Origin of the sequence: Wohlfahrtiimonas populi (genome assembly GCF_002006795.1) — a bacterium.
GTDB classification, from domain to species: Bacteria; Pseudomonadota; Gammaproteobacteria; order Cardiobacteriales; family Wohlfahrtiimonadaceae; genus Wohlfahrtiimonas; species Wohlfahrtiimonas populi.
Map to the genome: position 1 here is coordinate 1 of NZ_MVDN01000018.1, position 20614 is coordinate 20614.

The 20614-nt window shown below is 37.5% G+C and carries 17 protein-coding genes; 10 read left to right on the forward strand and 7 right to left on the reverse strand.

All coding sequences use genetic code 11. The features are described 5' to 3' along the window. Positions 1-218: 218 nt before the first annotated feature. Positions 219-440 (reverse strand): hypothetical protein, encoded by a 222-nt coding sequence (locus BZK16_RS13050; RefSeq protein ID WP_077926753.1) that lies wholly within the window; start codon positions 438-440, stop codon positions 219-221. 168 nt (positions 441-608) lie between these two features. Here BZK16_RS13050 and BZK16_RS13055 point away from each other — a divergent pair, with 168 nt between their 5' ends. The 3 genes from BZK16_RS13055 to recD are packed head-to-tail and all read left to right on the forward strand — an operon-like array spanning position 609 to position 5863. Then, positions 609-1367, forward strand: coding sequence for a UvrD-helicase domain-containing protein (locus BZK16_RS13055; protein WP_077929357.1), 759 nt, complete (start codon positions 609-611; stop codon positions 1365-1367). Beyond that, positions 1270-4059: a UvrD-helicase domain-containing protein gene (locus BZK16_RS13060; RefSeq protein ID WP_077929330.1), complete on the forward strand. Its 2790-nt coding sequence runs from the start codon at positions 1270-1272 to the stop codon at positions 4057-4059. The genes BZK16_RS13055 and BZK16_RS13060 overlap by 98 nt, the downstream gene beginning before the upstream one ends. Continuing rightward, entirely contained in the window at positions 4052-5863 is a 1812-nt protein-coding gene (recD, locus tag BZK16_RS13065; protein WP_077929331.1) for an exodeoxyribonuclease V subunit alpha, read from the forward strand. The genes BZK16_RS13060 and recD overlap by 8 nt, the downstream gene beginning before the upstream one ends. Here the strand turns inward: recD and BZK16_RS13070 are convergent. The 5 genes from BZK16_RS13070 to BZK16_RS13090 form a co-directional block, all read right to left on the reverse strand. Next, on the reverse strand, positions 5846-6736 hold the full coding sequence (locus BZK16_RS13070; RefSeq protein ID WP_077929332.1) for a hypothetical protein: 891 nt from the start codon (positions 6734-6736) through the stop codon (positions 5846-5848). The two genes, recD and BZK16_RS13070, sit on opposite strands and share 18 nt — an antisense overlap. A 63-nt stretch (positions 6737-6799) precedes the next feature. Beyond that, complete coding sequence (locus BZK16_RS13075) at positions 6800-7690, reverse strand: hypothetical protein (RefSeq protein ID WP_077929333.1); 891 nt, start codon at positions 7688-7690, stop codon at positions 6800-6802. 146 nt (positions 7691-7836) lie between these two features. Continuing rightward, positions 7837-9264: a dihydrolipoyl dehydrogenase gene (gene lpdA / locus BZK16_RS13080; RefSeq protein ID WP_077929334.1), complete on the reverse strand. Its 1428-nt coding sequence runs from the start codon at positions 9262-9264 to the stop codon at positions 7837-7839. 98 nt (positions 9265-9362) lie between these two features. Next, entirely contained in the window at positions 9363-10571 is a 1209-nt protein-coding gene (gene odhB / locus BZK16_RS13085; protein ID WP_077929335.1) for a 2-oxoglutarate dehydrogenase complex dihydrolipoyllysine-residue succinyltransferase, read from the reverse strand. 31 nt (positions 10572-10602) lie between these two features. Continuing rightward, positions 10603-13437, reverse strand: coding sequence for a 2-oxoglutarate dehydrogenase E1 component (locus tag BZK16_RS13090; RefSeq protein ID WP_077929336.1), 2835 nt, complete (start codon positions 13435-13437; stop codon positions 10603-10605). A 358-nt stretch (positions 13438-13795) separates the two neighbouring features. Here BZK16_RS13090 and BZK16_RS13095 point away from each other — a divergent pair, with 358 nt between their 5' ends. From BZK16_RS13095 to BZK16_RS13105, 3 genes are read left to right on the forward strand one after another with little or no spacing between them, the layout of a single operon-like run. Further along, entirely contained in the window at positions 13796-14668 is an 873-nt protein-coding gene (locus BZK16_RS13095) for a hydrogen peroxide-inducible genes activator (protein WP_077929337.1), read from the forward strand. Between the two features lie 17 nt (positions 14669-14685). After that, positions 14686-15663 (forward strand): GTP 3',8-cyclase MoaA, encoded by a 978-nt coding sequence (moaA, locus tag BZK16_RS13100; protein ID WP_077929338.1) that lies wholly within the window; start codon positions 14686-14688, stop codon positions 15661-15663. Positions 15664-15699: 36 nt separating this feature from the next. Beyond that, complete coding sequence (locus tag BZK16_RS13105) at positions 15700-15906, forward strand: hypothetical protein (protein WP_077929339.1); 207 nt, start codon at positions 15700-15702, stop codon at positions 15904-15906. Positions 15907-15943: 37 nt separating this feature from the next. Here the strand turns inward: BZK16_RS13105 and prmC are convergent, their stop codons facing one another. Beyond that, complete coding sequence (gene prmC, locus BZK16_RS13110; RefSeq protein ID WP_077929340.1) at positions 15944-16789, reverse strand: peptide chain release factor N(5)-glutamine methyltransferase; 846 nt, start codon at positions 16787-16789, stop codon at positions 15944-15946. Positions 16790-16907: 118 nt separating this feature from the next. Here prmC and BZK16_RS13115 point away from each other — a divergent pair, with 118 nt between their 5' ends. The 4 genes from BZK16_RS13115 to sdhA all read left to right on the forward strand — a co-directional run bounded on the left by BZK16_RS13115 (position 16908) and on the right by sdhA (position 20614). Next, the gene (locus BZK16_RS13115) at positions 16908-17717 is read left to right on the forward strand and encodes a sulfite exporter TauE/SafE family protein (RefSeq protein ID WP_077929341.1); all 810 of its coding nucleotides are present in this window, start codon (positions 16908-16910) and stop codon (positions 17715-17717) included. 246 nt (positions 17718-17963) lie between these two features. Then, entirely contained in the window at positions 17964-18353 is a 390-nt protein-coding gene (gene sdhC, locus BZK16_RS13120; protein WP_077929342.1) for a succinate dehydrogenase, cytochrome b556 subunit, read from the forward strand. A gap of 9 nt (positions 18354-18362) precedes the next feature. Next, positions 18363-18779: a succinate dehydrogenase, hydrophobic membrane anchor protein gene (sdhD, locus tag BZK16_RS13125; RefSeq protein ID WP_077929343.1), complete on the forward strand. Its 417-nt coding sequence runs from the start codon at positions 18363-18365 to the stop codon at positions 18777-18779. A 32-nt stretch (positions 18780-18811) separates the two neighbouring features. Next, complete coding sequence (sdhA, locus tag BZK16_RS13130) at positions 18812-20614, forward strand: succinate dehydrogenase flavoprotein subunit (RefSeq protein WP_077929344.1); 1803 nt, start codon at positions 18812-18814, stop codon at positions 20612-20614.

The following is a 20614-nucleotide window of genomic DNA, read 5'->3' on the forward strand; positions in this document are numbered from 1 at the left end:
ACAACTACCAATATAGCCCCAAATTCACATTCATATCTACCCTTTGATGCATACATATATAGTTATAACCTTTTAAAATTCGTTAAATATTTACCTATATGGCATCTCGCTTGTGGTGAGATGGCTAAAATTTAAAGTTATTTGAGTATCAAAACCTATAAAAATGAAAACCCCACATATTTCATGTGGGGTTTTACAAGCATTCTTAAATGAATGTATTAATCAATGTGGTCTTTTAATAAAGCTAAGACACCTAAAGTACAGATCAATACTTTTCCTGTGGTTAATGTTAAATAGACTTTTTTATCTTTCACATTAATAAGCGTAATGTGTTCTACAGCTACAAATGAATATTGGCTACGATGCGCAGCACCGACAATGATCTCACGGCCTGTGTCGCGATCTACCGTTCCCAAAATATTTACTGTAACGAATTTCATGTTTTATCCTGACCTTTTTTTGATTTTCTCGTTATTACAATTTATTTAATAATGTAATACACTTACTGTTCAATCTTATGATTATAAACCAATATCTCCACAAGATGCTACCGAAATAACTATTACGTTTTATAATCTCTTCACAAAAACTATTGCATTCAATCTACTATGAAAATAATCTCACCCATTCATTCGATTATTACTGGCAAAACGCTAATAGAAGCATCGGCTGGTACAGGTAAAACATATACCATTACATCTTTAGTCATACGTTATCTTTTAGGCATCAATCTGCCTGAACCATTCAAACTTAGCGACATATTAATTGTAACTTTCACCAAAGCTGCCACTGCTGAATTAAGTATTAGAATTTATGATCGTATATTAGAAGTGCAACATGCATTTAAAACAGAAAACAGCGATGATGAATTCATCCAAAATATTCTAACACTAATTCCTAAAAACGAATACATCAAAGCACGTGCAATATTAAATGAAGCTGAAAGATTAATGAGTGATGCTAACATCTTCACAATTCACAGCTTCTGCCAACGTTTTTTAAACCAAAACCCTTTAGATTCTCAACTACCTTTTGATGCGAGATTAGAAACTTCTGATTATGATTTGCAAACAGAAACAGCAAAACAATTTTGGCGTGAAGTTTGTTACTACTTTTCAGATCGATTAGCACCGATTGCTTATCCTGTTTATAACAATCCTTCACATCTTCAAAGCAAAATCGCCCCATTTATATCTGTAGCAGAATCTTTAAATGCGCCACAATCCATTGAAGAGTTAGAAACAGCCATCTTCAATTGCCAAGGCGAAGATGGCGAACTCGATCAAAATCAAATCCAAGCGATCTTTTGGGCATTTGCAACACAGCANTTCAGATCGATTAGCACCGATTGCTTATCCTGTTTATAACAATCCTTCACATCTTCAAAGCAAAATCGCCCCATTTATATCTGTAGCAGAATCTTTAAATGCGCCACAATCCATTGAAGAGTTAGAAACAGCCATCTTCAATTGCCAAGGCGAAGATGGCGAACTCGATCAAAATCAAATCCAAGCGATCTTTTGGGCATTTGCAACACAGCAATGTCATAGTATTTTTTCAACATTGAAACAAAAAAATAACCTATTATTTTTTGATGATCTGATTAATGAAACTGAAAAGCTCATCACCAATGCAACACCTGAGCAATTAGAAAAAATTCGTGATCGCTATAAAATTGCCATGATCGATGAATTCCAAGACACAGATAATGTTCAATACAATATATTCTCACAGCTCTTTGGTAATACAGAAGATCGCGCACTGTTAATGATTGGTGATCCTAAGCAATCCATCTATAAATTCCGCGGCGCAGATATCAATACTTATTTGAATGCAAAACATTCCGCAGAACATCAATATTCATTAGGTACAAACTATCGCTCAAGCGAAGCTGTTGTTAAAGGTGTGAATGAATTATTCGAGCAAAATGACAATCCATTCTTAGCTGAAGACATTCCCTTCCAACCTGTTGCAACACCAGAAAAAGCAGTCCTCAACTATTTAACTGTGAATGATGTTCAACAAAAAGGCGTTGGTATTGCATATTTAGAAGGTGACAATAATAAAGGAGGTTTTCAAAAAGCCTCTGCTGAATATATCACTCAACGCATTCAACAATTATTAGTACAAGGTAAAATTCACCAAAACGGCGAAGCACGTGCCATTGAACATCAAGACATCACTATATTAGTACGCGACAAAGGTGATGCGGACGCATTGCTTCGAGCTTTACGCGATGCAGAATTGCCTGCCGTTTATCTCTCAGATAAAAGCAAAGTATTCAAAAGTAAAGCTGCAGGATTATTGCATCTATTCCTCACGAGCTTATTAGATTCGCGTAACCAAGAGTTAATGAAGCAAACTTTCGCTTCCCTACTCTATCAACTCTCTTTGAATGAATTGCATCATCTATTAGAAGATCATCAGCAATATGAAGATTTCTTGATTGAGCGCGAACAATGCTTACAAGATTGGGATAAAGTTGGCATCATTCCAATGATGGATCAATTTTTACATCGCCATCATCGTATTCATCGCTTTAGAAATCATGATGAGTTTGATCGCATCATGACTGATCTTCGTCATCTCTGTGAATTATTGCAAACACAAAGCTTATTAGCGCCCACAAAAGAAGCCTTATTAGAATGGTTCACACAGCAAATCAATTCACCTGATGATTCTGTCGATGAACTCAGCGGAAGTAGCAATAGTTTGCGCCTAGAAAGCGAAATGAATGTCATTACAATCATGACGATTCATGGCTCGAAAGGCTTGGAATTCCCCATCACATTCATTCCATCGAACTTTGAAGCCAAAGTGGACAAACCGCCTTTCATCGTGAATCAAGAGAATGGACAGAAAACTTTAGATTACAGTAAAAATGAAGCGCAGGAATTGCTGTCACTCAGCAATGAACAAGCTGAAAATGCCCGTTTATTATATGTTGCCTTAACGCGCGCTAAATACTATTGTGAGTTTGCGCTTTCTGAAAACTTCTTAGATCGTACAACCAATGTGAATGATAAAGTGGTTTTCTCCACATTATTCAATACAGAAAAGAATGAACCATTCTCTTTAGATCGTTTAGAAAAATTACAGCACGTGCAAATCTTGCCGATGAATACACAAGTACAAGTTGAATACAGTGCAAAACCTGAACTTACTGAAGATCTAACCGCAGCAACATTCACAGGTAAAATTAATCGAGCATGGAATATCTCGAGCTTTACTCAGTTAACCAAAGATGCACCACATTCTTACTTTGTGCAAGAAAACCAAGATGAAGCTAATATTGATGAAGTGATTGTGGAATCAACTACCGAGCCAATTCCTTCGATTTTCACCTTCCCAAAAGGTGCTCATACAGGAACATTCATGCATGAACTGTTTGAAAAGCATAAACCACAAGATCTACTCAATAAAGAGTATCTCACCAATATATTAAGCAGAACATTCTTCTCCGAAGAAGTGAGCAATAATTTGGATATTTGGGTGGATGTTGTGTTGAATTGGTTAGCAGATATTTTCAAAAATGAATTGCTACCCAATTTAACCTTTGCTGAATCTTTGCAAACGAATGCTCTACATGAATTAGAATTCCTGTTCCCAGTAAAACAACCGTTCACAGCTGAAAAATTTAATCGTTATTTACAGAATTATCGTGACTCAGAAACTTTGCCTCAACTGAATTTCTTCACATTACAAGGCATGATGAAAGGCTTCATCGACTTGATCTTTGTACACAATGGCAAATTCTACATTACCGATTACAAAACCAACTATTTAGGTGATTTACCTGAAGATTATCATGAAGCCAATGTTCATCAAGCGATGCTGGATGCTTATTATGATGTGCAATATCTCATTTATTCTGTGGCTTTAATGCGTTATCTCAAATTCAGAATGCCAGATTTTAATTATGATGAGCATTTTGGTGGAATTTTCTATCTATTTGTCCGCGGCATGAGCCATTCAGGCAATCATGGCATTTACTTTAGGAAACCTAAGGAAGAAGATATTGTTGCATTGGATCAATTAATGGGAGCTGATCATGAGTAAGTTACTGGATTATGCGAAGCAATCAGGATTTTTCAACAGCATTGATTACCATTTTGCAAAAGTTGTTGCGCCTGAGAATCTACAACATCAATTGATCGCGCTCCTAACAAGCCATGCTTATGGTATGAAGCATACGATGATTCCGCGTAGTTTCTTATATCAATCCAATGATTGGATTTCTGATATCAATTATGAAAAAGCTATTGAATGTAGTAATACTTTAAAAGCTTTAGCTAACATTGATAGCCAAGCAGATTGGGATCAAGTTTTAAGCGAAATTCAGCATAAAAAGAATTTTCCCATCAGCGTTACTGAAGCAGGAATTTATCTCACAAAAAACCTTAATTATGAAAAGATCATTGTGGATTTTCTTAAAGCCAATCAACAAAGCACCATTGATCAGCCTTCAGAACAAACAATCGCCCTATTGCATGAACTATTCCCTAAAGAAGAAATTTTAAATAAACAGAAATTAGCCGCTGCTAATGTATTATTATCGCCTGTTTCAATCATTTCTGGTGGCCCAGGTACGGGCAAAACAACAACTGTTATTAAAGTTCTATTATTGTTATTGAATGAACATCCTGATTTACATATATCTCTAACAGCGCCAACAGGTAAAGCTGCTGCACGCTTAAGTGAATCCATCGAGAAACAAAAAAGCCAATTCAAAACATCACATCCTGAATTAGTAGATTTACTCGATAAAATTCCCAATAACAGTACAACTCTGCATCGCTTATTGAGTTTTAACCCTAGCCAAATTAAACCAAGATTTCATTCCTATCATCCTTTGCCCACAGATTTAATCATCATCGATGAAGCATCCATGATTGATTTATATATCTTCAATCTATTGATTCAGGCTTTGCCACAGAATATTCGCATGATTATTTTAGGTGATAAAGATCAATTAGCATCTGTAGAAGCTGGCGCAATCATGGGCGAAATCTGCCAAGACATTGGTTATGACCAAACTCGATTAACGCAATTGGAATCCATCGTTAGGCAATCATTAACAGCAGAATTCCTACCTAAAACTGTTCCTTTAAATAATGTGACATTATTAACAGAGAGCCACCGCTTCTCTGCTGATTCAGGTATTGGTCAATTATCCAAAGCAGTGAATGAGCAAAAATATCGTGCATTTTTACCGACCATAGAAAAACATCCTGAAGAGCTAACCTTCATTAATTCACGTGATGAAGATTGGTTACAGCCCATCAATGATTTATTGAAGCCTTATATTGAACTATGCAAAACTGAAACATCACCCGAAGAATTATTCAAAGCATTGCATCAAGTCAGAATCCTATGTGCCACAAACATTTCAGAATTTGGCACAAAAGCTATCAATGAATATATCAGCACACAATTATTCAAACTTGAAGATGATCGCCAGCTTTATCATGGCCAAGCGATTATGATTTTACAAAATGATTATGTGAATCATATCTTCAATGGCGATGTTGGTATCATTGTGCGAGAAGATAATCGTTTAATTGCTTATTTTGAAAGTGATAATGGCGAATTGCGGTATATTCCTGTTCAGCTTTTACCACAATATGAAACAGCATTTGCGATGACAATTCACAAATCACAAGGCAGTGAATTTGATCATGTGATTATTGTATTACCTGATTTCTCTAGTCAAATTCTCACGAAAGAGCTGTTATATACTGGCATCACACGCGCTAAAAATAATCTCACTATTATTGGCACGCCTTACAATATTCGCCAAACTATTGAGCGAAAAACTGAGAGATTCAGTGGGATTAGCCATCAATTACTCAATAAAATTTGAATCAACAACAACTGATAGCTGACGGCGCACATTGAACCATCGTTTAATGGCGCCTTGCGGTTTCTCTCGATCAAACACTAAACAGCCATATCGGCTAACAACATCTTTAATCCAAGCTTCACTGCTTTTATAATCTTCAACAACGATACTCAATGGAATCTTAAAATTATCGCCTAACTGTTTAGCTAGCAATACTTGCAAATCTGACTGTAAAATTTGCCATTGATTATTAGATAAACCACCATCCACAACGATATATATGGATATACCCTCGGCAAATAACCATAATCGATTAATTAATATATGTTCAGATGCAAATTGATAACTATATTTCTTTAATTCTTTAGCACTAATCATATTCCATATTTGCACAGCATGCTCTGGCATCAAAACATGAGGATTGGCATACAATACTTTGGCGATATTCAACAAATTAATGGGCGAGAGAATGATTGGTGATTCGTATTCAGAATGATTTAATGCTTCACTATGATGAAGTATTATCATGCATGATGAATTTTGATGCACGACGATTTCAGGTAATGCAAGGCTTGCCCATCCAAAAGTATTCTTTAAAATCGAAATATCTTTTGTTAGATGATTTGGAATACATTCTTTGCCAATGCTTTCATCCAAAAAAACATGCAAGTACATCGTATTCTTACCACTTTCATCTTTTATCTCAGTGATCAAAGGGCGAATATTAGCTAATCCTTCACCTTCATTATTAATAAATGCGTTATTTGTATTTGGGATAAATACTTCTAGCGATTGCATCGCTGCGCCATTGGCTAATAATCTTTGCACATTATCGGGATTAAATTCATCCTCCGCCATTTGATGTAAGATGTGAATTAACTTCTGCTTTTGCATGCTTTCTCATTCCGAATGATTCTTTTGGCATTTATTATTCTAAAAGTTGGGACATTTCACAAACTATTCAGCTAATTCTGGGGCAACCAAAACTGGTAACAATCGTCGAGCATTAAACCATTGCCCAATCATTCCTTTAGTCTGAGACTTATCAAAAACTAAACCACCATAAGACTCAATACCTTCTTTGATCAACTCATCAATATCTTTATAATTTTGCACAATCACATCCACATTAATACTTAAACGCTTCTCGACCTGCTGTTTCAATAACAATTGTACCTCTGACTGAAAGTTTTTTTCCTGTTCATTGGACAAGCTACCATCCACAACAATATATAAAAACGCACCCATTGCACACATCCAAACGCGATCTACCGTAGGATGATTCAAAGCAAATTGATAACCATATTGTTTCAGCTTTTTAACATTAATTGCTCCCCAAAGCTCTTTAGATAAAGTTGGTGTATTAATCAAAGAATGTACTGTTAAAATTCTCTCAATTTGCGGAAGCATTACTTCTGTCAAAATCAATAACGATGTTTTAGTTTCTGACTCTAAATCGCTGTAATGATACACAAACATATAAGGCATTTTTTGTTTGCCCAACAACTTTGGTAAATCCATAACTGACCAAGCAAAATTAGTTTCCAATAATGCTGTAGAACTTAAAACTTCTTCATCAAAATATGTTTCACTTGCTGCTTTATCTAGAAAAAGATGCACGCACATAATTTCTGTTTTATCTGTATCACCGCTCACGACTGTAATAAATGGTTCAATAGCCATTTGTGCTGGGCTATTTTCATCAATCGCTTCACCATTCATATTCGGTAAAAATACTGGTAATGCTGATATTTCATTTATGTTTTCTAATAGTTTTTGTGTATTTTCCTGTGAAGCATCTTCTTCAGTTACTTTTTGTAATAATTGAATCAACTCTTGATCTTGCATGATTATAGCTTTCCTTTCTGATTATTATTTGTATTAATTATAATATTACTATCAAAAAAATACCTGATGCTAATCAAACCATTAAAAAAGCCTGCTAATCATTACATTAGCAGGCTTTTCATTCATTGTAATTTAATCAGATCAAATTACTTTTTGTTTACTGTGTGGATTGCTTCTTTATGCACTGCCAACGCTGCTTCTTTTACAGATTCAGCTAATGTTGGGTGAGCATGCATGATGCGAGCAATATCTTCAGATGAAGAACCAAAGCTCATTGCAACTACAGCTTCATGAATCAATTCAGAAGCATTTGCACCTAAAATATGTACACCTAAAACGCGATCATATTTAGCATCAGCGATGATTTTCACTTGACCTTCAGTTGCATCCATCGCACGTGCGCGACCTGATGCTGCAAATGGGAATGTACCCACTTTAATATCCAAGCCTTCTTGCTTACAAGCTTGTTCAGTTTTACCAACCCATGCAATTTCAGGGCTTGTATAAATGACAAATGGTACTAAATCATAGTCAACAAATGCATATTTACCAGCGATACGATCAGCAACAGCAACACCTTCTTCAGAACCTTTATGCGCAAGCATTGGACCACGAACTAAGTCACCAATTGCCCAAACGCCAGGAACGTTAGTTGCACAGTTACCATCCACGTGAACGCGACTACCATCCATCACTAAATCAACACTTGGATCTACCAAGTTAGCTGTGTATGGCGCACGACCAACAGCAACCAATAAGTAATCAAATGTTTCGTTATGCTCACCTTCAGTATTTGAATATGTCACTTTTACATCTTTCTTAGATGTCGTTGTTGACAATACGCGCGCGCCTAAACGCACATCCAAACCTTGCTTAGTGAAGCTACGCAATGCATCACGTGCAATTGCAGCATCAGCACCTGCTAAGAATGAATCCATTGCTTCGAAAATAACAACTTCAGCACCTAAACGTGACCAAACACTTGCCATTTCCAAACCAATCACACCGCCACCGATCACACCTAAGCGCTTAGGTACTTCAGTCAATGCCAATGCACCTGCTGAATCAATGATGCGCTTGCCATCTAATGGTGCAGCACCGATATCAATTGGTGTAGAACCTGATGCTAAAATTACATTATCAGCTTGGTATTCTTCAACTTTACCATCATGATCTTTAACTTTTACAACGCGCTCTGGGAATAAAGTACCTTCACCTTGCAACCAGTCAATTTTGTTTGCTTTGAACAATTGAGCGATACCACCCGTTAATTGCTTAACGATGTCATCTTTACGACCAATCATTTGTGCAACATCAATGCCTACGCCGCCCACTTTAATACCGTGTTGGCTAAAGCCTTCTTTTGCATAAGCAAAGTGATGAGATGATTCCAATAATGCTTTCGAAGGAATACAACCAACGTTCAAACATGTACCACCCAATGAAGGCGTGCCTTCTGGTGACAACCATTTTTCAACACATGCTGTTTTCAAACCCAATTGTGCTGCACGAATTGCTGCAACATAACCCGCAGGACCACCGCCAATTACGATGACGTCATATTTTTTTGCCATGATGATTTCCTTGTAGATCGATTATGAGCCTCGCCATCAGCGAGGCTTGAATCAATGATAATCAACAAAGTGATTATCATTTAAGAAGATTGTTTCAATTAGATGTCTAACAATAAACGAGTTGGATCTTCGATTGCATCTTTGATTGCAACTAAGAAACCAACAGCTTCTTTACCATCGATGATTCTGTGGTCATAAGAATGTGCTAAGTACATCATTGGTGCAATAACAACTTGGCCATTTTCAGCGATTGGACGATCATAAGTTTTATGCATGCCCAAGATACCGCTTTGTGGTGGGTTGATGATTGGTGTAGACATCATAGAGCCAAATACACCACCGTTAGTTACAGTGAATGTACCGCCAGTCATATCTTCTAAGCCTAACTTGCCTTCTTTCGCACGGATTGCGAAATCCATGATTGTTTTTTCGATTTCAGCCAATGATTTTTGGTCAGCATCACGGATCACAGGAACAACTAAACCACGTGGAGATGAAACCGCAACACCGATATCGAAGTAACCATGATAAATCATGTCATTACCATCGATTGATGCGTTAACTGCTGGATATTTTTTCAATGCTTCAACAGCTGCTTTTACGAAGAAAGACATGAAGCCTAATTTGATCCCATGACGCTTTTCAAATTCATCTTTGTGCTTCTTACGTAATTCAATTACGTTTGCCATGTTAACTTCGTTGAAAGTTGTCAACATTGCTGTGCTGTTTTTAGCTTCTAATAAACGGTCAGCGATTGTTGCACGTAAACGTGTCATTGGAACGCGTTGTTCTGTGCGGTTACCCATTGGAATATTCAATGGTGCAGCTGTTGGTGCAGCTTTTGGTGCCGCAGGTGCTGCCGTTTTTGGTGCTGATTTGCCGTTTTCCAAGAATTTCAAGATATCTTCTTTAGTATGACGCCCATCTTTACCTGTTGCAGGAATAACAGATACATCCAATTTATTTTCTTCAACCAATACTTTTACGGCTGGAGATAATTTGTGAGCATCATCAGCTGCCGCAGCGGCTGGTGCTTCTTCTTTAGCTGCAGGAGGAGCAGCAGCTGCCGCACCTTCTACTAAAATTGCTAAAATTTCGCCTGCAGTTACGTTTGTACCTTCAGGGATTTTGATTGATTGAATTGTTCCGCTAACTGTTGCAGGAACTTCCAACATTACTTTATCTGTTTCTAAATCAACAAGGTTGTCACCTTCGTTAACGAAATCGCCTTCTTTGACGTGCCATACTGCCAATAATGCGTCTGCAACTGATTCTGGTAATACCGGAACTTTAATTTCAATACTCATGAGATTCTCCTTAAAAATCTTTGGTGGTTCTTTATAAATCAATATTAAATACTTGCTGTAACAATTGGTTTTGCTGTTCAACGTGAACACTATTGTAACCAACTGCTGGAGATGCACTTGCGTCTCTCGCTACATAACGAACTGATACTTTCTTAGATTTGTAAATATCAAGATAATCACGAACAAAGAAGGCGTAACCTTGATTAATTGGCTCATCCTGTACAAACACAATGTCTTTAACATTAGGATAAGTTGCCACAATTTCAGCCAATTTAGCTGTTGGGAATGGATAGATCTCTTCTAAACGCACCAAAGCAAAGTTATTCAAACCTTTTTCTTCACGCATTTCGTATAAATCGTAGTAAATTTTACCCACAGATACGACTAATGTTTCAACCTTCTTATTCTCAAGTTCTTTCACTTCAGGAATCATTGGTTGGAATTCGCCGTGTGTTAAATCTTCCAAAGTATTCACTGCTAATTTATGACGCAATAAGCTCTTCGGTGAGAAGCACACTAATGGTTTACGATATTCTTGCAATACTTGACGACGGAACAAGTGGAATGTTTGTGCTGGTGTTGTAGGAACAACTACAGACATATTATTTTCCGCACACATTTGCAAGAAACGTTCAGGACGAGCAGATGAATGCTCAGGGCCTTGACCTTCATAACCATGTGGCAATAACAATACTATGCCACATAAACGCATCCATTTAGTTTCACCTGCTGAGATGAACTGATCGATTACAACTTGTGCACCGTTTGCGAAGTCACCAAACTGGCCTTCCCAAATTACTAATGAATCTGGTTCAGTTGCTGCATAGCCATATTCAAAGCCCATTACCGCAGCTTCAGATAAGATTGAGTCGATGACAGTGAAACGTGCACCATTTTGCAAATGTTGAATTGGCGTATAGCTTGAGCCATCTACTTGGTTGTGGAATACAGCATGGCGATGGAAGAACGTACCACGGCCAGAATCCTGACCAGAAATACGAACCGCATGTTGTTCATTAACTAATGTTGCATATGCCATGTTTTCAGCAAAGCCCCAATCGATTGGCAATGCACCTGAAGCCATTTTGATGCGGTCTTCATAGATTTTTTGAACACGTGGATGCAATGTAAAGCCTTGTGGCAATACACTCATTTGCTCTGCTAATGATTTAATTTCGTTTGCAGATACAGCTGTTTTTGGATTCTTCTGAGCATCTGTACCAAACTTTGGAGAATTCTTTAAGTATTTCGCCCAAGTTTTTGTATAAGTATCGTTGATTGCAGGAATTGTTGGGTAGCCAACAGATTTACCTTCTTCTAAACGCTCTTTATAAGCTTTAGTCATCACTTTGTATTCTGCATCAGTGATCACACCTTCAGCGACTAAACGATCAGCATAAACAGCAGCTGGTGTTTTGTGCGCTTTGATTTTCTTATACATCATTGGTTGTGTTGCACTTGGCTCATCTGCTTCGTTATGGCCTAAACGACGATAAGAAACTAAGTCAATCACAACATCTTTGTTGAATTTTTGACGGTAGTTGATTGCCAATTCAGCAATGAATTTAACTGCTTCAGGATCATCACCATTCACGTGGAAGATCGGTGCTTGGATCAATTTAGCAACGTCAGAGCTGTAAGCTGAAGAACGAACGTCCAATGGGTTAGAAGTTGTAAAACCGATTTGGTTATTCACGATGATGTGAACTGTACCACCACAACGGTAACCACGAACTTCTGACAATTGTAATGTTTCCATCACAACGCCTTGACCAGCAAATGCAGCATCGCCGTGGATTAATACAGGCAATACAGTATTAAATGGTAATGGAGATAAGTTTTCAGCACGGCGTTCTAAACGAGCACGTACAGAACCTTCTGTTACTGGGTTAACAATTTCCAAATGCGATGGGTTAAACATTAATGCTAAATGAACATCACCATGTTTAGTTTGAATGCTTGAAGAGAAGCCCATGTGATATTTAACGTCACCTGCACCGCGTTCTACAGTACGCTTACCTTCAAATTCATCAAACAAATCTTTAGGTGCTTTACCTAAAATATTTACCAACATGTTTAAACGACCACGGTGAGCCATACCGATGATGATTTCTTCTGCACCTTCTTCGCTCGATTGGTCGATCAATTCATGCATCATTGGAATTAACGCATCACTACCTTCTAAAGAGAAACGCTTTTGACCCACATAACGAGTATGCAAGTAACGCTCTAAACCTTCAGCAGAGATTAACTCTTTTAAAGTTTCAACTTTTTGTTCTTTAGAATATTTAATGTTTGTTTTAACACTTTCTAATTGATTCTGAATCCATGTGCGCTCTTCTGTTTTTGTTATATGCATGTATTCAGCACCAATAGACTGTGTATAAGTTCTATTGAGAATTGCGATGATTTCTTTCAATTTCATCTGTGCAACATTTGTTAATGTGCCTGAGTTGAACTCAGTTTCCAAATCATTTGCACTTAAACCGTGATATTCAGGAGACAATTCAGGAATCACTTGACGCTCTCTGATTTGTACTGGGCACAAATGCGCCGCTTGATGACCACGAATACGGTAAGCTTCAATCAAACGAAGAACAGCAGCTTGTTTTTCAGATGCAACAGGATCAATAGTGTATTGCGCAGCTGAGTTATTTTTAATTCTTGCTAATTCTTCAAAAGACTTTTTAACTGCTGAATGTGAAACATTGATTGTCTCATCATTTTTGAAGTCTTTAAAAAAAGACACCCACTCTTCTGATACAGAATGTGGGTCCGCTAAATAAGATTCGTACATTTCCTCAACATAGATCGCATTGGCACCATATAATGCTGACCACTGTTTAAATCTATCAATCTGTTTCATTATTTTCCTCATTTGGTTTTGAGCTAGAAGAGCCACTATAAATTTTATCGTTTTTCGTACAATAGTCCAACTTTTTCGACAAAAAAGACACCCCCCCTTATAGTTTTTGCAAAAAACTACAAAAACTACAAAAATAAACACCGTTTTTCAGCACCCTATGAAAATTAGAGTTTTTATATACTTGGACTACATTTTTATATATAATTATTAACGCAGTAACCAATAAAATAAATAAAAAATAGAAATTTTGACTGTAATATCATAATCCTGATTTGTCTAAGTAAAGATGGTATTATTGAGTTGATAAATTAATTATAACCACCGGCTTTTGGTTTATCCTGACAGGAGAACATCCCACATGAAATTGAATGAACTTAGGTACTTTTTAGCTGTAGCGGAAGAAAAGCATTTTGGCCGCGCTGCTCAAAAGTGTTTCATCTCACAACCTGCATTATCCATTGGCATAAAAAACTTAGAGTATTCATTAGGCGTCGTACTTTTTGAACGTTCTGCCAGCGAAGTATTCTTAACACCTGAAGGTTTAGAAGCGTTACCTAAAGTTAAACAGATCTTCTCTATCGTACAACAATTAAAAGAATTGAGAGTTTCTATTAACTCAGCACAAGGCGAATTAAAATTGGGCATTATTTTCACAATTGCCCCTTATTTATTACCTCGTGTGATTCCTGTCTTAAAAGCATCAGCACCTGAATTAACTTTAAACATCTATGAAAATACAACGGATAATATTATCCCGATGTTAAAAAGTGGCGAAATCGATGCTGCAATTGTTGCACTACCCATTTATGAACCATCATTAGCAGTGGATGAATTATACGATGAAGAATTCTTTGTCATTACACCAAAGAACCATCCATTGGCAGCTGAATCTTCAATCGATGCATCAACAATCCATGAATATGATCCTTTACTATTGAATATTGGCCACTGCTTCCGCGATCAAGTTGTAGAGCAATGCCCTGAAATCAGCTCTAATAATGCACATCATTATTCATTAGAAACGATTCGTAATATTGTTGCTTCTGGCCAAGGCATTTCAGTCTTACCAAAATATGCGTTGATCCAAGACCATTTACAGGAACTCATTTCATGCATTCCATTTAAAGGTCCTGTTCCTAAAAGAAAAATTGGTTTGATTTATCGAAAAGAGTATACTCAATTAAAGAAATTGGAACTCTTATCTGAATGCGTTAAGTCACTCCATCTGTAGCCGTTGTTGAGGTTGTTATGTTAGTTGATCAGTTTGGAAGAACCATAGATTATGTCAGAGTCTCTGTGACTGATAAGTGCGATTTACGTTGCACTTATTGCATCCCAGAAGGATTCCGAGATTTCGAAGTTCCACAGAACTGGTTAACTTTCGATGAGCTCACTCGCATCATTCGTAACTTTACAGAATTAGGTGTTAAGCGATTTCGTTTAACAGGCGGTGAGCCATTACTTCGCAAAGATTTACCTAAACTTGTGGAATCTATTAAAAAAATTCCAGGTGTAGAAGATCTTTCCATGACAACCAATGCAACTCAACTCAGTAAACATGCTGTTGCATTGCGTAATGCAGGCTTGGATCGTTTAAACATCAGCTTAGACGGTTTGAGCACATCTGTAATTAAAGAGATCACAGGTTTAAACTGTTTCAATAAAGTTTATGATGGCATTATGGCAGCGAAAGATGCTGGCTTTGATCAGATCAAAATCAACATGGTGCCGATGCTCAATATCAATGACAATCAAATTGAACCAATGATTCAATTTTGCATTGATAATGGATTTATCCTTCGCATGATTGAAGTGATGCCAATGGGGCATACAGGCCAAAGCACAACAGGCAAAAACCTCACAGACTTCTTACGACAAATCTATCAAAAATATGATTTGGTTGAATCTGCTGAAGTTCGTGGTGGCGGTCCTGCTCGCTATTGGAAATCCAAAGATGGTAAATTCACTTTAGGATTAATCACACCGATTTCCCAACATTTTTGTGAATCATGTAATCGCGTACGTTTATCTGTTGATGGCACCTTATATATGTGCTTAGGTCAAAATGATGATTATGCATTACGTGAATTGATTCGCTCACCTGATTGCACAGATGATGCAATTAAGTCAGCAATCCACCAAGCTATTGATCTAAAACCACAGAAACATGAATTTATTGAAGATGATACAAAAATCATTCGATTCATGTCCATGACAGGTGGTTAGTTATACATTATTAAATTAATAACCTTAGGAGTTTGTATGAGTCAAAAGTATGGCGTAAAAATGACGCTTCAAGAACATAGCCCATTAAGTGCTGAACATCTTTTAGGTGAAAATTTCGCTGCGGAAAGATGGTTCGATACTAAAGAAGAGCGCGCTGAATTTTTAAAATCATATCAAACACCTTTTATCTATTATCGTAGAAGCGATACAGCAACATTAAACTATGAGCTTTTAGAGAAGTAGTTTTTATTTAATGCCCAAAGCCCATTTTATATGGGCTTTATTTTTGCCCAATGGTAATGCGATCATTCTCACACAAATCTTTTAAGGTTGCCACATTTTGATAACCTTGCTTTGTAAATTCAGCACGTAGTTTTTCGCCTTGTTCAAAGCCATGTTCCATCATCAACCATCCGCCTTCTTTTAATAATGGCAAAGATGCTTGAATCAAATGAAACAAATCAGAATAGCCATCATCATCAGCAACTAAAGCTGTTATTGGCTCATACTTAACGCCATCACCAACTAAATGTTCATCATGTTCTTCTATATAAGGTGGATTCGATACAATCAGATCAAAATCATTACCTTGAACATTGCTAAACCAATCGCTGTGTATGAACTCAACATCCAAAGCCAATCGCTCACCATTTTCTTTGGCTACTAATAAAGCCTCTAAAGATTGATCCACTGCGATTACTTTAGTATTTGGGCGATGCTTTTTAATGGTTAAAGCAATTGCACCACTTCCCGTTCCCATATCAATCACTTTATATGAATCATTGTCCTGCATTTTAGATAATGCAGTTTCCACTAATAACTCTGTATCTGCTCTTGGGATCAAAGTTGCTGGCGTAACTTTTAAAGTGAGGTCATAAAACTCTTTTTCACCTGTCAAATAGGCAAATGGCATACCTGATTCTCTTTGCTTGACCAAATTCATGTATTGCACATATTGGTCATGTTCTATTTTTTTTTCAGGAAAAGCGATAATTCGGCTACGGTTACATTGTAAAACAAATGCCAGTAATGATTCTGCCTCAAACTTTGGATTATCCAAGTGAGATAATATAGCGACAGATTTATTAATAATCTCTTGATACGTTTTCACAATAAAGTAAGTCATTTAGAAAAAATCACACATTACCATTTTTATGCCAAATTTGCAGGCAAGATATTATCAAGTTTGTTATGCTCAAGAATTCATCATTATTATATTACGCAGTGCCATCTTGGAGTTTCTCATGTTGATTTTTATACTAGCATTCATTGTTGTCGGTGCCTTAATTGGTTTTATGGCAGGTTTATTAGGCATTGGCGGAGGCACAGTCATTGTCCCTGTGATGCATTATATGACGGAGCAAATGAATGTGCCCAACGAACTCACAATGAAAATGGCATTGGGAACTTCTTTCTCCATCATTATTATGTCCACAGCTTCATCTGCTTGGTCACATAATAAACGTGGTACTATCTTATGGAAAAAAATTCCTTATTTAGGTGCAGGTTGCGCATTGGGTGTAATGATTGGCAGCTTAATTGTGAATCAGCTCTCTAACTCTTTATTACAAGCTATCTTCTGTATTTTCTTAGCTTACACAATCATTGCGATGATTAAACCTAAGAAAAAGAAAGGCAACACTGCTTCTGAACCAAACTTCCCACTTTATTACTTTTTAATCTGCGGGTTAATCATCGGTTTCATCGCAAGTTTTATTGGTGTTGCTGGCGGTGTGATTGCCATTCCAATCTTAACTTACTTAGGTTATGAAATGCATAAAGCAATTGCAACTTCTGCAATGATTGGCGCTATTTTGTCCACATTTGGGGCAATCAGTTACATTTATAATGGCTGGGGCGTGGAAGGCTTACCAAGCTATTCACTGGGCTATGTTTATTTGCCTGCATTTTTTGGCATCGCGATCATGAGCATTTTGACGGCGCCTTTTGGTGTCAAACTCAGCTATAAACTCCCTGTTGCACGAATCCGTCAAGTTTTTGCGCTCTTTTTGTTAGTGATATTGATTCGCATGCTCAGTAGTTTTATCGCTTAGCGCCCATAGTTATCGACCTCCCCCCATTAAAATTAAAGAAAATTGTAATAAATATGTAATCAATATTTTCAATATTTGCCATGGTTGGTCAAGATTCCATGAAGCAAGCAAGATTGAAGTTGAGTAAACTGCCGAAGTTATTTAAAATGATGAGTGTTTTTGTTCATCCCCTTCTCAAACCCTGAGAAATACTGATGAGCAATTGTTTAAATAATTTTTACCACCAAAGTCTTACCAAGGAGTCGTATGGAAAAGCATCAACGGCCTTTATCACCTTTTATGCTAGGTTCAGGCTACAAATTTCAGCAAACATCCATCATGAGTTTTCTACACCGTGCAACTGGTGTCGCTTCTCTTTTCGTAATGCTCGCAATTGGTTTATGGATCATTGCTATCCCGTTTAGCAAACCATTATCACAAAGCATCCAAGCATTATTCACACACATTGCGTTCTTCCCTGTATTGGCATTGGGTGTTGCATCAACTGTTTATCATTTCTGTAATGGTATTCGCCATTTATTCTGGGATGCTGGTATTGGTATTAGTAATGAAGAAGCTGCAAAATCTGGCGTTTGGGTAATCGTAGCAACTGTTGTGATCACTGTTGCATTACTTGCTGTTGGCATTTTTGCATAGGAGAGAACAATGAATTATCGTACACCTTTAGGCCGTGTTAAAGGACTAGGATCAGCACATGCAGGTTCAAAAGAATGGTTATTGATGAAAGTTTCATCTGTCATCTTAGCCGTACTTTTCCTCTGGTTTGCATTCTCATTCGCATTTTTGGTTAAAGCTGATTACGCACAGATCTTATTATGGATCGATGCGCCATTGAATACAGCTTTATTGATTTTATTCATCACAGTAGGTTTACACCATGCTGCTATGGGTATCCAAACGATCATTGAAGATTACGTTCACAAAACATCTAAACGTATTTTCTACATCTACTTGATCAAAACATTCTTAGCAATTATGTGGTTATTAATGATCATCGCTATCATCCATGTTGCAACTAATCTTGAGCTAATGCTTTCAAGTATGGATACGCTTTTTTCATAAAGCTCGATGAACATTATTGAGGACTTAAATTAATGAACTTAAACAAATATAAAGACTACAACATTGTCGAACATGTTTATGACGTTGTAGTAGTGGGCGCTGGCGGTGCAGGTTTGCGAGCAACTTTAGGTATGGCTGAAAAAGGTTTCAAAACAGCTTGTGTGACTAAAGTATTCCCAACTCGTTCACATACTGTTGCTGCTCAAGGTGGTGTTTCTGCTGCATTAGGTAACATGGGGGAAGATGATTGGCGCTGGCACATGTACGATACTGTTAAAGGTTCTGACTGGTTAGGTGACCAAGATGCAATCGAATACATGTGTCGTGAAGCTATTCCTTCAATTTTAGAATTAGAACATTATGGTTTGCCATTCTCTCGTACGAAAGAAGGTAAAATCTACCAACGTCCTTTCGGTGGTATGACAACTCATTACGGTGAAGCACAAGCTCAACGTACATGTGCTGCTGCTGACCGTACAGGTCATGCGATGTTGCATACTTTGTATCAACAATCATTGAAGCACCATGCTGAATTCTACATCGAATACTTTGCATTAGACTTAATCATGGAAAATGATGAGTGTCGCGGTGTGATCGCTTGGAACTTGGCAGATGGTACAATTCACGTATTCCGTGCACAAATGGTTGTATTGGCAACTGGTGGTTACGGCCGTGCTTACTTCTCTGCAACATCAGCACATACTTGTACTGGTGATGGTGGTGGTATGGCAGCTCGTGCAGGTGTTCCATTACAAGATATGGAATTCGTACAGTTCCATCCTACTGGTATTTATGGTGCAGGTTGCTTGATCACTGAAGGTGTTCGTGGTGAAGGTGGTTACTTAACGAACTCAAATGGTGAGCGTTTCATGGAACGTTATGCGCCTAACGCAAAAGATTTGGCATCTCGTGACGTTGTTTCACGTTCTATCTTATTAGAAATTCGTGAAGGTCGTGGTGTTGGTCCTAAGAAAGATTACATCAACTTGCATCTTGAACATTTAGGTCCAGAAGTTATCAATGAACGTTTACCAAGTATCGCAGAAAGCGCGAAAATCTTTGCTAACGTGGATGTAACTAAAGAACCAATTCCAATCATCCCAACAGTTCACTACAACATGGGTGGTATTCCAACGAACTATCATGCTGAAGTTGTAACATTGAAAGGTGACAATCCTGATCATGTTATCCCAGGTTTGATGGCGATTGGTGAAGCTTCATGTGTATCAGTTCATGGTGCTAACCGTTTAGGTTCTAACTCATTACTAGACTTAGTTGTATTTGGCCGTGCTGCTGCAAACCGCGCTGCTGAAATCTTAACTCCTGGCGCTTCACAAAAAGATTTACCAGAAGATAAGATCTTAGCAATCTTGGATCGTTTCGATAAAATCCGTCATGCTGATGGGTCTATCTCTACAGCTCAATTACGTAGCAAAATGCAAGATGCGATGCAGGCAGACGTTTCAGTATTCCGTATGGAAGAAACATTGAAAGATGGCGTAGATGCAATCACAGAAGCATACAACGAATTCAAAAACATTAAAGTCCACGATCGTAGTTTGATTTGGAACTCAGACTTAGTTGAAACATTGGAATTATCTAACTTGTTAGCTAATGCGATGACAACTGTTGTTTCTGCATACAACCGTAAAGAATCTCGCGGTGCGCATGCTCGTGAAGACTTCCCAAATCGTAATGATGAAGAGTGGATGAAGCATACTTTAGCGTGGTTGGATGAAGAAAGTGGTGAGGTAACAATTGATTACCGCCCTGTTCATACTTACACATTGACTGATGATGTGGAATACATCCCACCTAAAGAAAGAACATACTAA

What these genes read in the sequence shown, in the direction of transcription:
- sdhD (WP_077929343.1), top strand. Translation starts at nt 18,363, where the DNA reads ATGAATTATCGTACACCTTTAGGCCGTGTTAAAGGACTAGGATCAGCA.
- BZK16_RS13090 (WP_077929336.1), bottom strand. Translation starts at nt 13,437, where the DNA reads ATGAAACAGATTGATAGATTTAAACAGTGGTCAGCATTATATGGTGCC.
- sdhC (WP_077929342.1), top strand. Translation starts at nt 17,964, where the DNA reads ATGGAAAAGCATCAACGGCCTTTATCACCTTTTATGCTAGGTTCAGGC.
- prmC (WP_077929340.1), bottom strand. Translation starts at nt 16,789, where the DNA reads ATGACTTACTTTATTGTGAAAACGTATCAAGAGATTATTAATAAATCT.
- odhB (WP_077929335.1), bottom strand. Translation starts at nt 10,571, where the DNA reads ATGAGTATTGAAATTAAAGTTCCGGTATTACCAGAATCAGTTGCAGAC.
- BZK16_RS13095 (WP_077929337.1), top strand. Translation starts at nt 13,796, where the DNA reads ATGAAATTGAATGAACTTAGGTACTTTTTAGCTGTAGCGGAAGAAAAG.
- BZK16_RS13115 (WP_077929341.1), top strand. Translation starts at nt 16,908, where the DNA reads ATGTTGATTTTTATACTAGCATTCATTGTTGTCGGTGCCTTAATTGGT.
- moaA (WP_077929338.1), top strand. Translation starts at nt 14,686, where the DNA reads ATGTTAGTTGATCAGTTTGGAAGAACCATAGATTATGTCAGAGTCTCT.
- lpdA (WP_077929334.1), bottom strand. Translation starts at nt 9,264, where the DNA reads ATGGCAAAAAAATATGACGTCATCGTAATTGGCGGTGGTCCTGCGGGT.
- BZK16_RS13070 (WP_077929332.1), bottom strand. Translation starts at nt 6,736, where the DNA reads ATGCAAAAGCAGAAGTTAATTCACATCTTACATCAAATGGCGGAGGAT.
- BZK16_RS13105 (WP_077929339.1), top strand. Translation starts at nt 15,700, where the DNA reads ATGAGTCAAAAGTATGGCGTAAAAATGACGCTTCAAGAACATAGCCCA.
- sdhA (WP_077929344.1), top strand. Translation starts at nt 18,812, where the DNA reads ATGAACTTAAACAAATATAAAGACTACAACATTGTCGAACATGTTTAT.
- recD (WP_077929331.1), top strand. Translation starts at nt 4,052, where the DNA reads ATGAGTAAGTTACTGGATTATGCGAAGCAATCAGGATTTTTCAACAGC.
- BZK16_RS13050 (WP_077926753.1), bottom strand. Translation starts at nt 440, where the DNA reads ATGAAATTCGTTACAGTAAATATTTTGGGAACGGTAGATCGCGACACA.
- BZK16_RS13075 (WP_077929333.1), bottom strand. Translation starts at nt 7,690, where the DNA reads ATGCAAGATCAAGAGTTGATTCAATTATTACAAAAAGTAACTGAAGAA.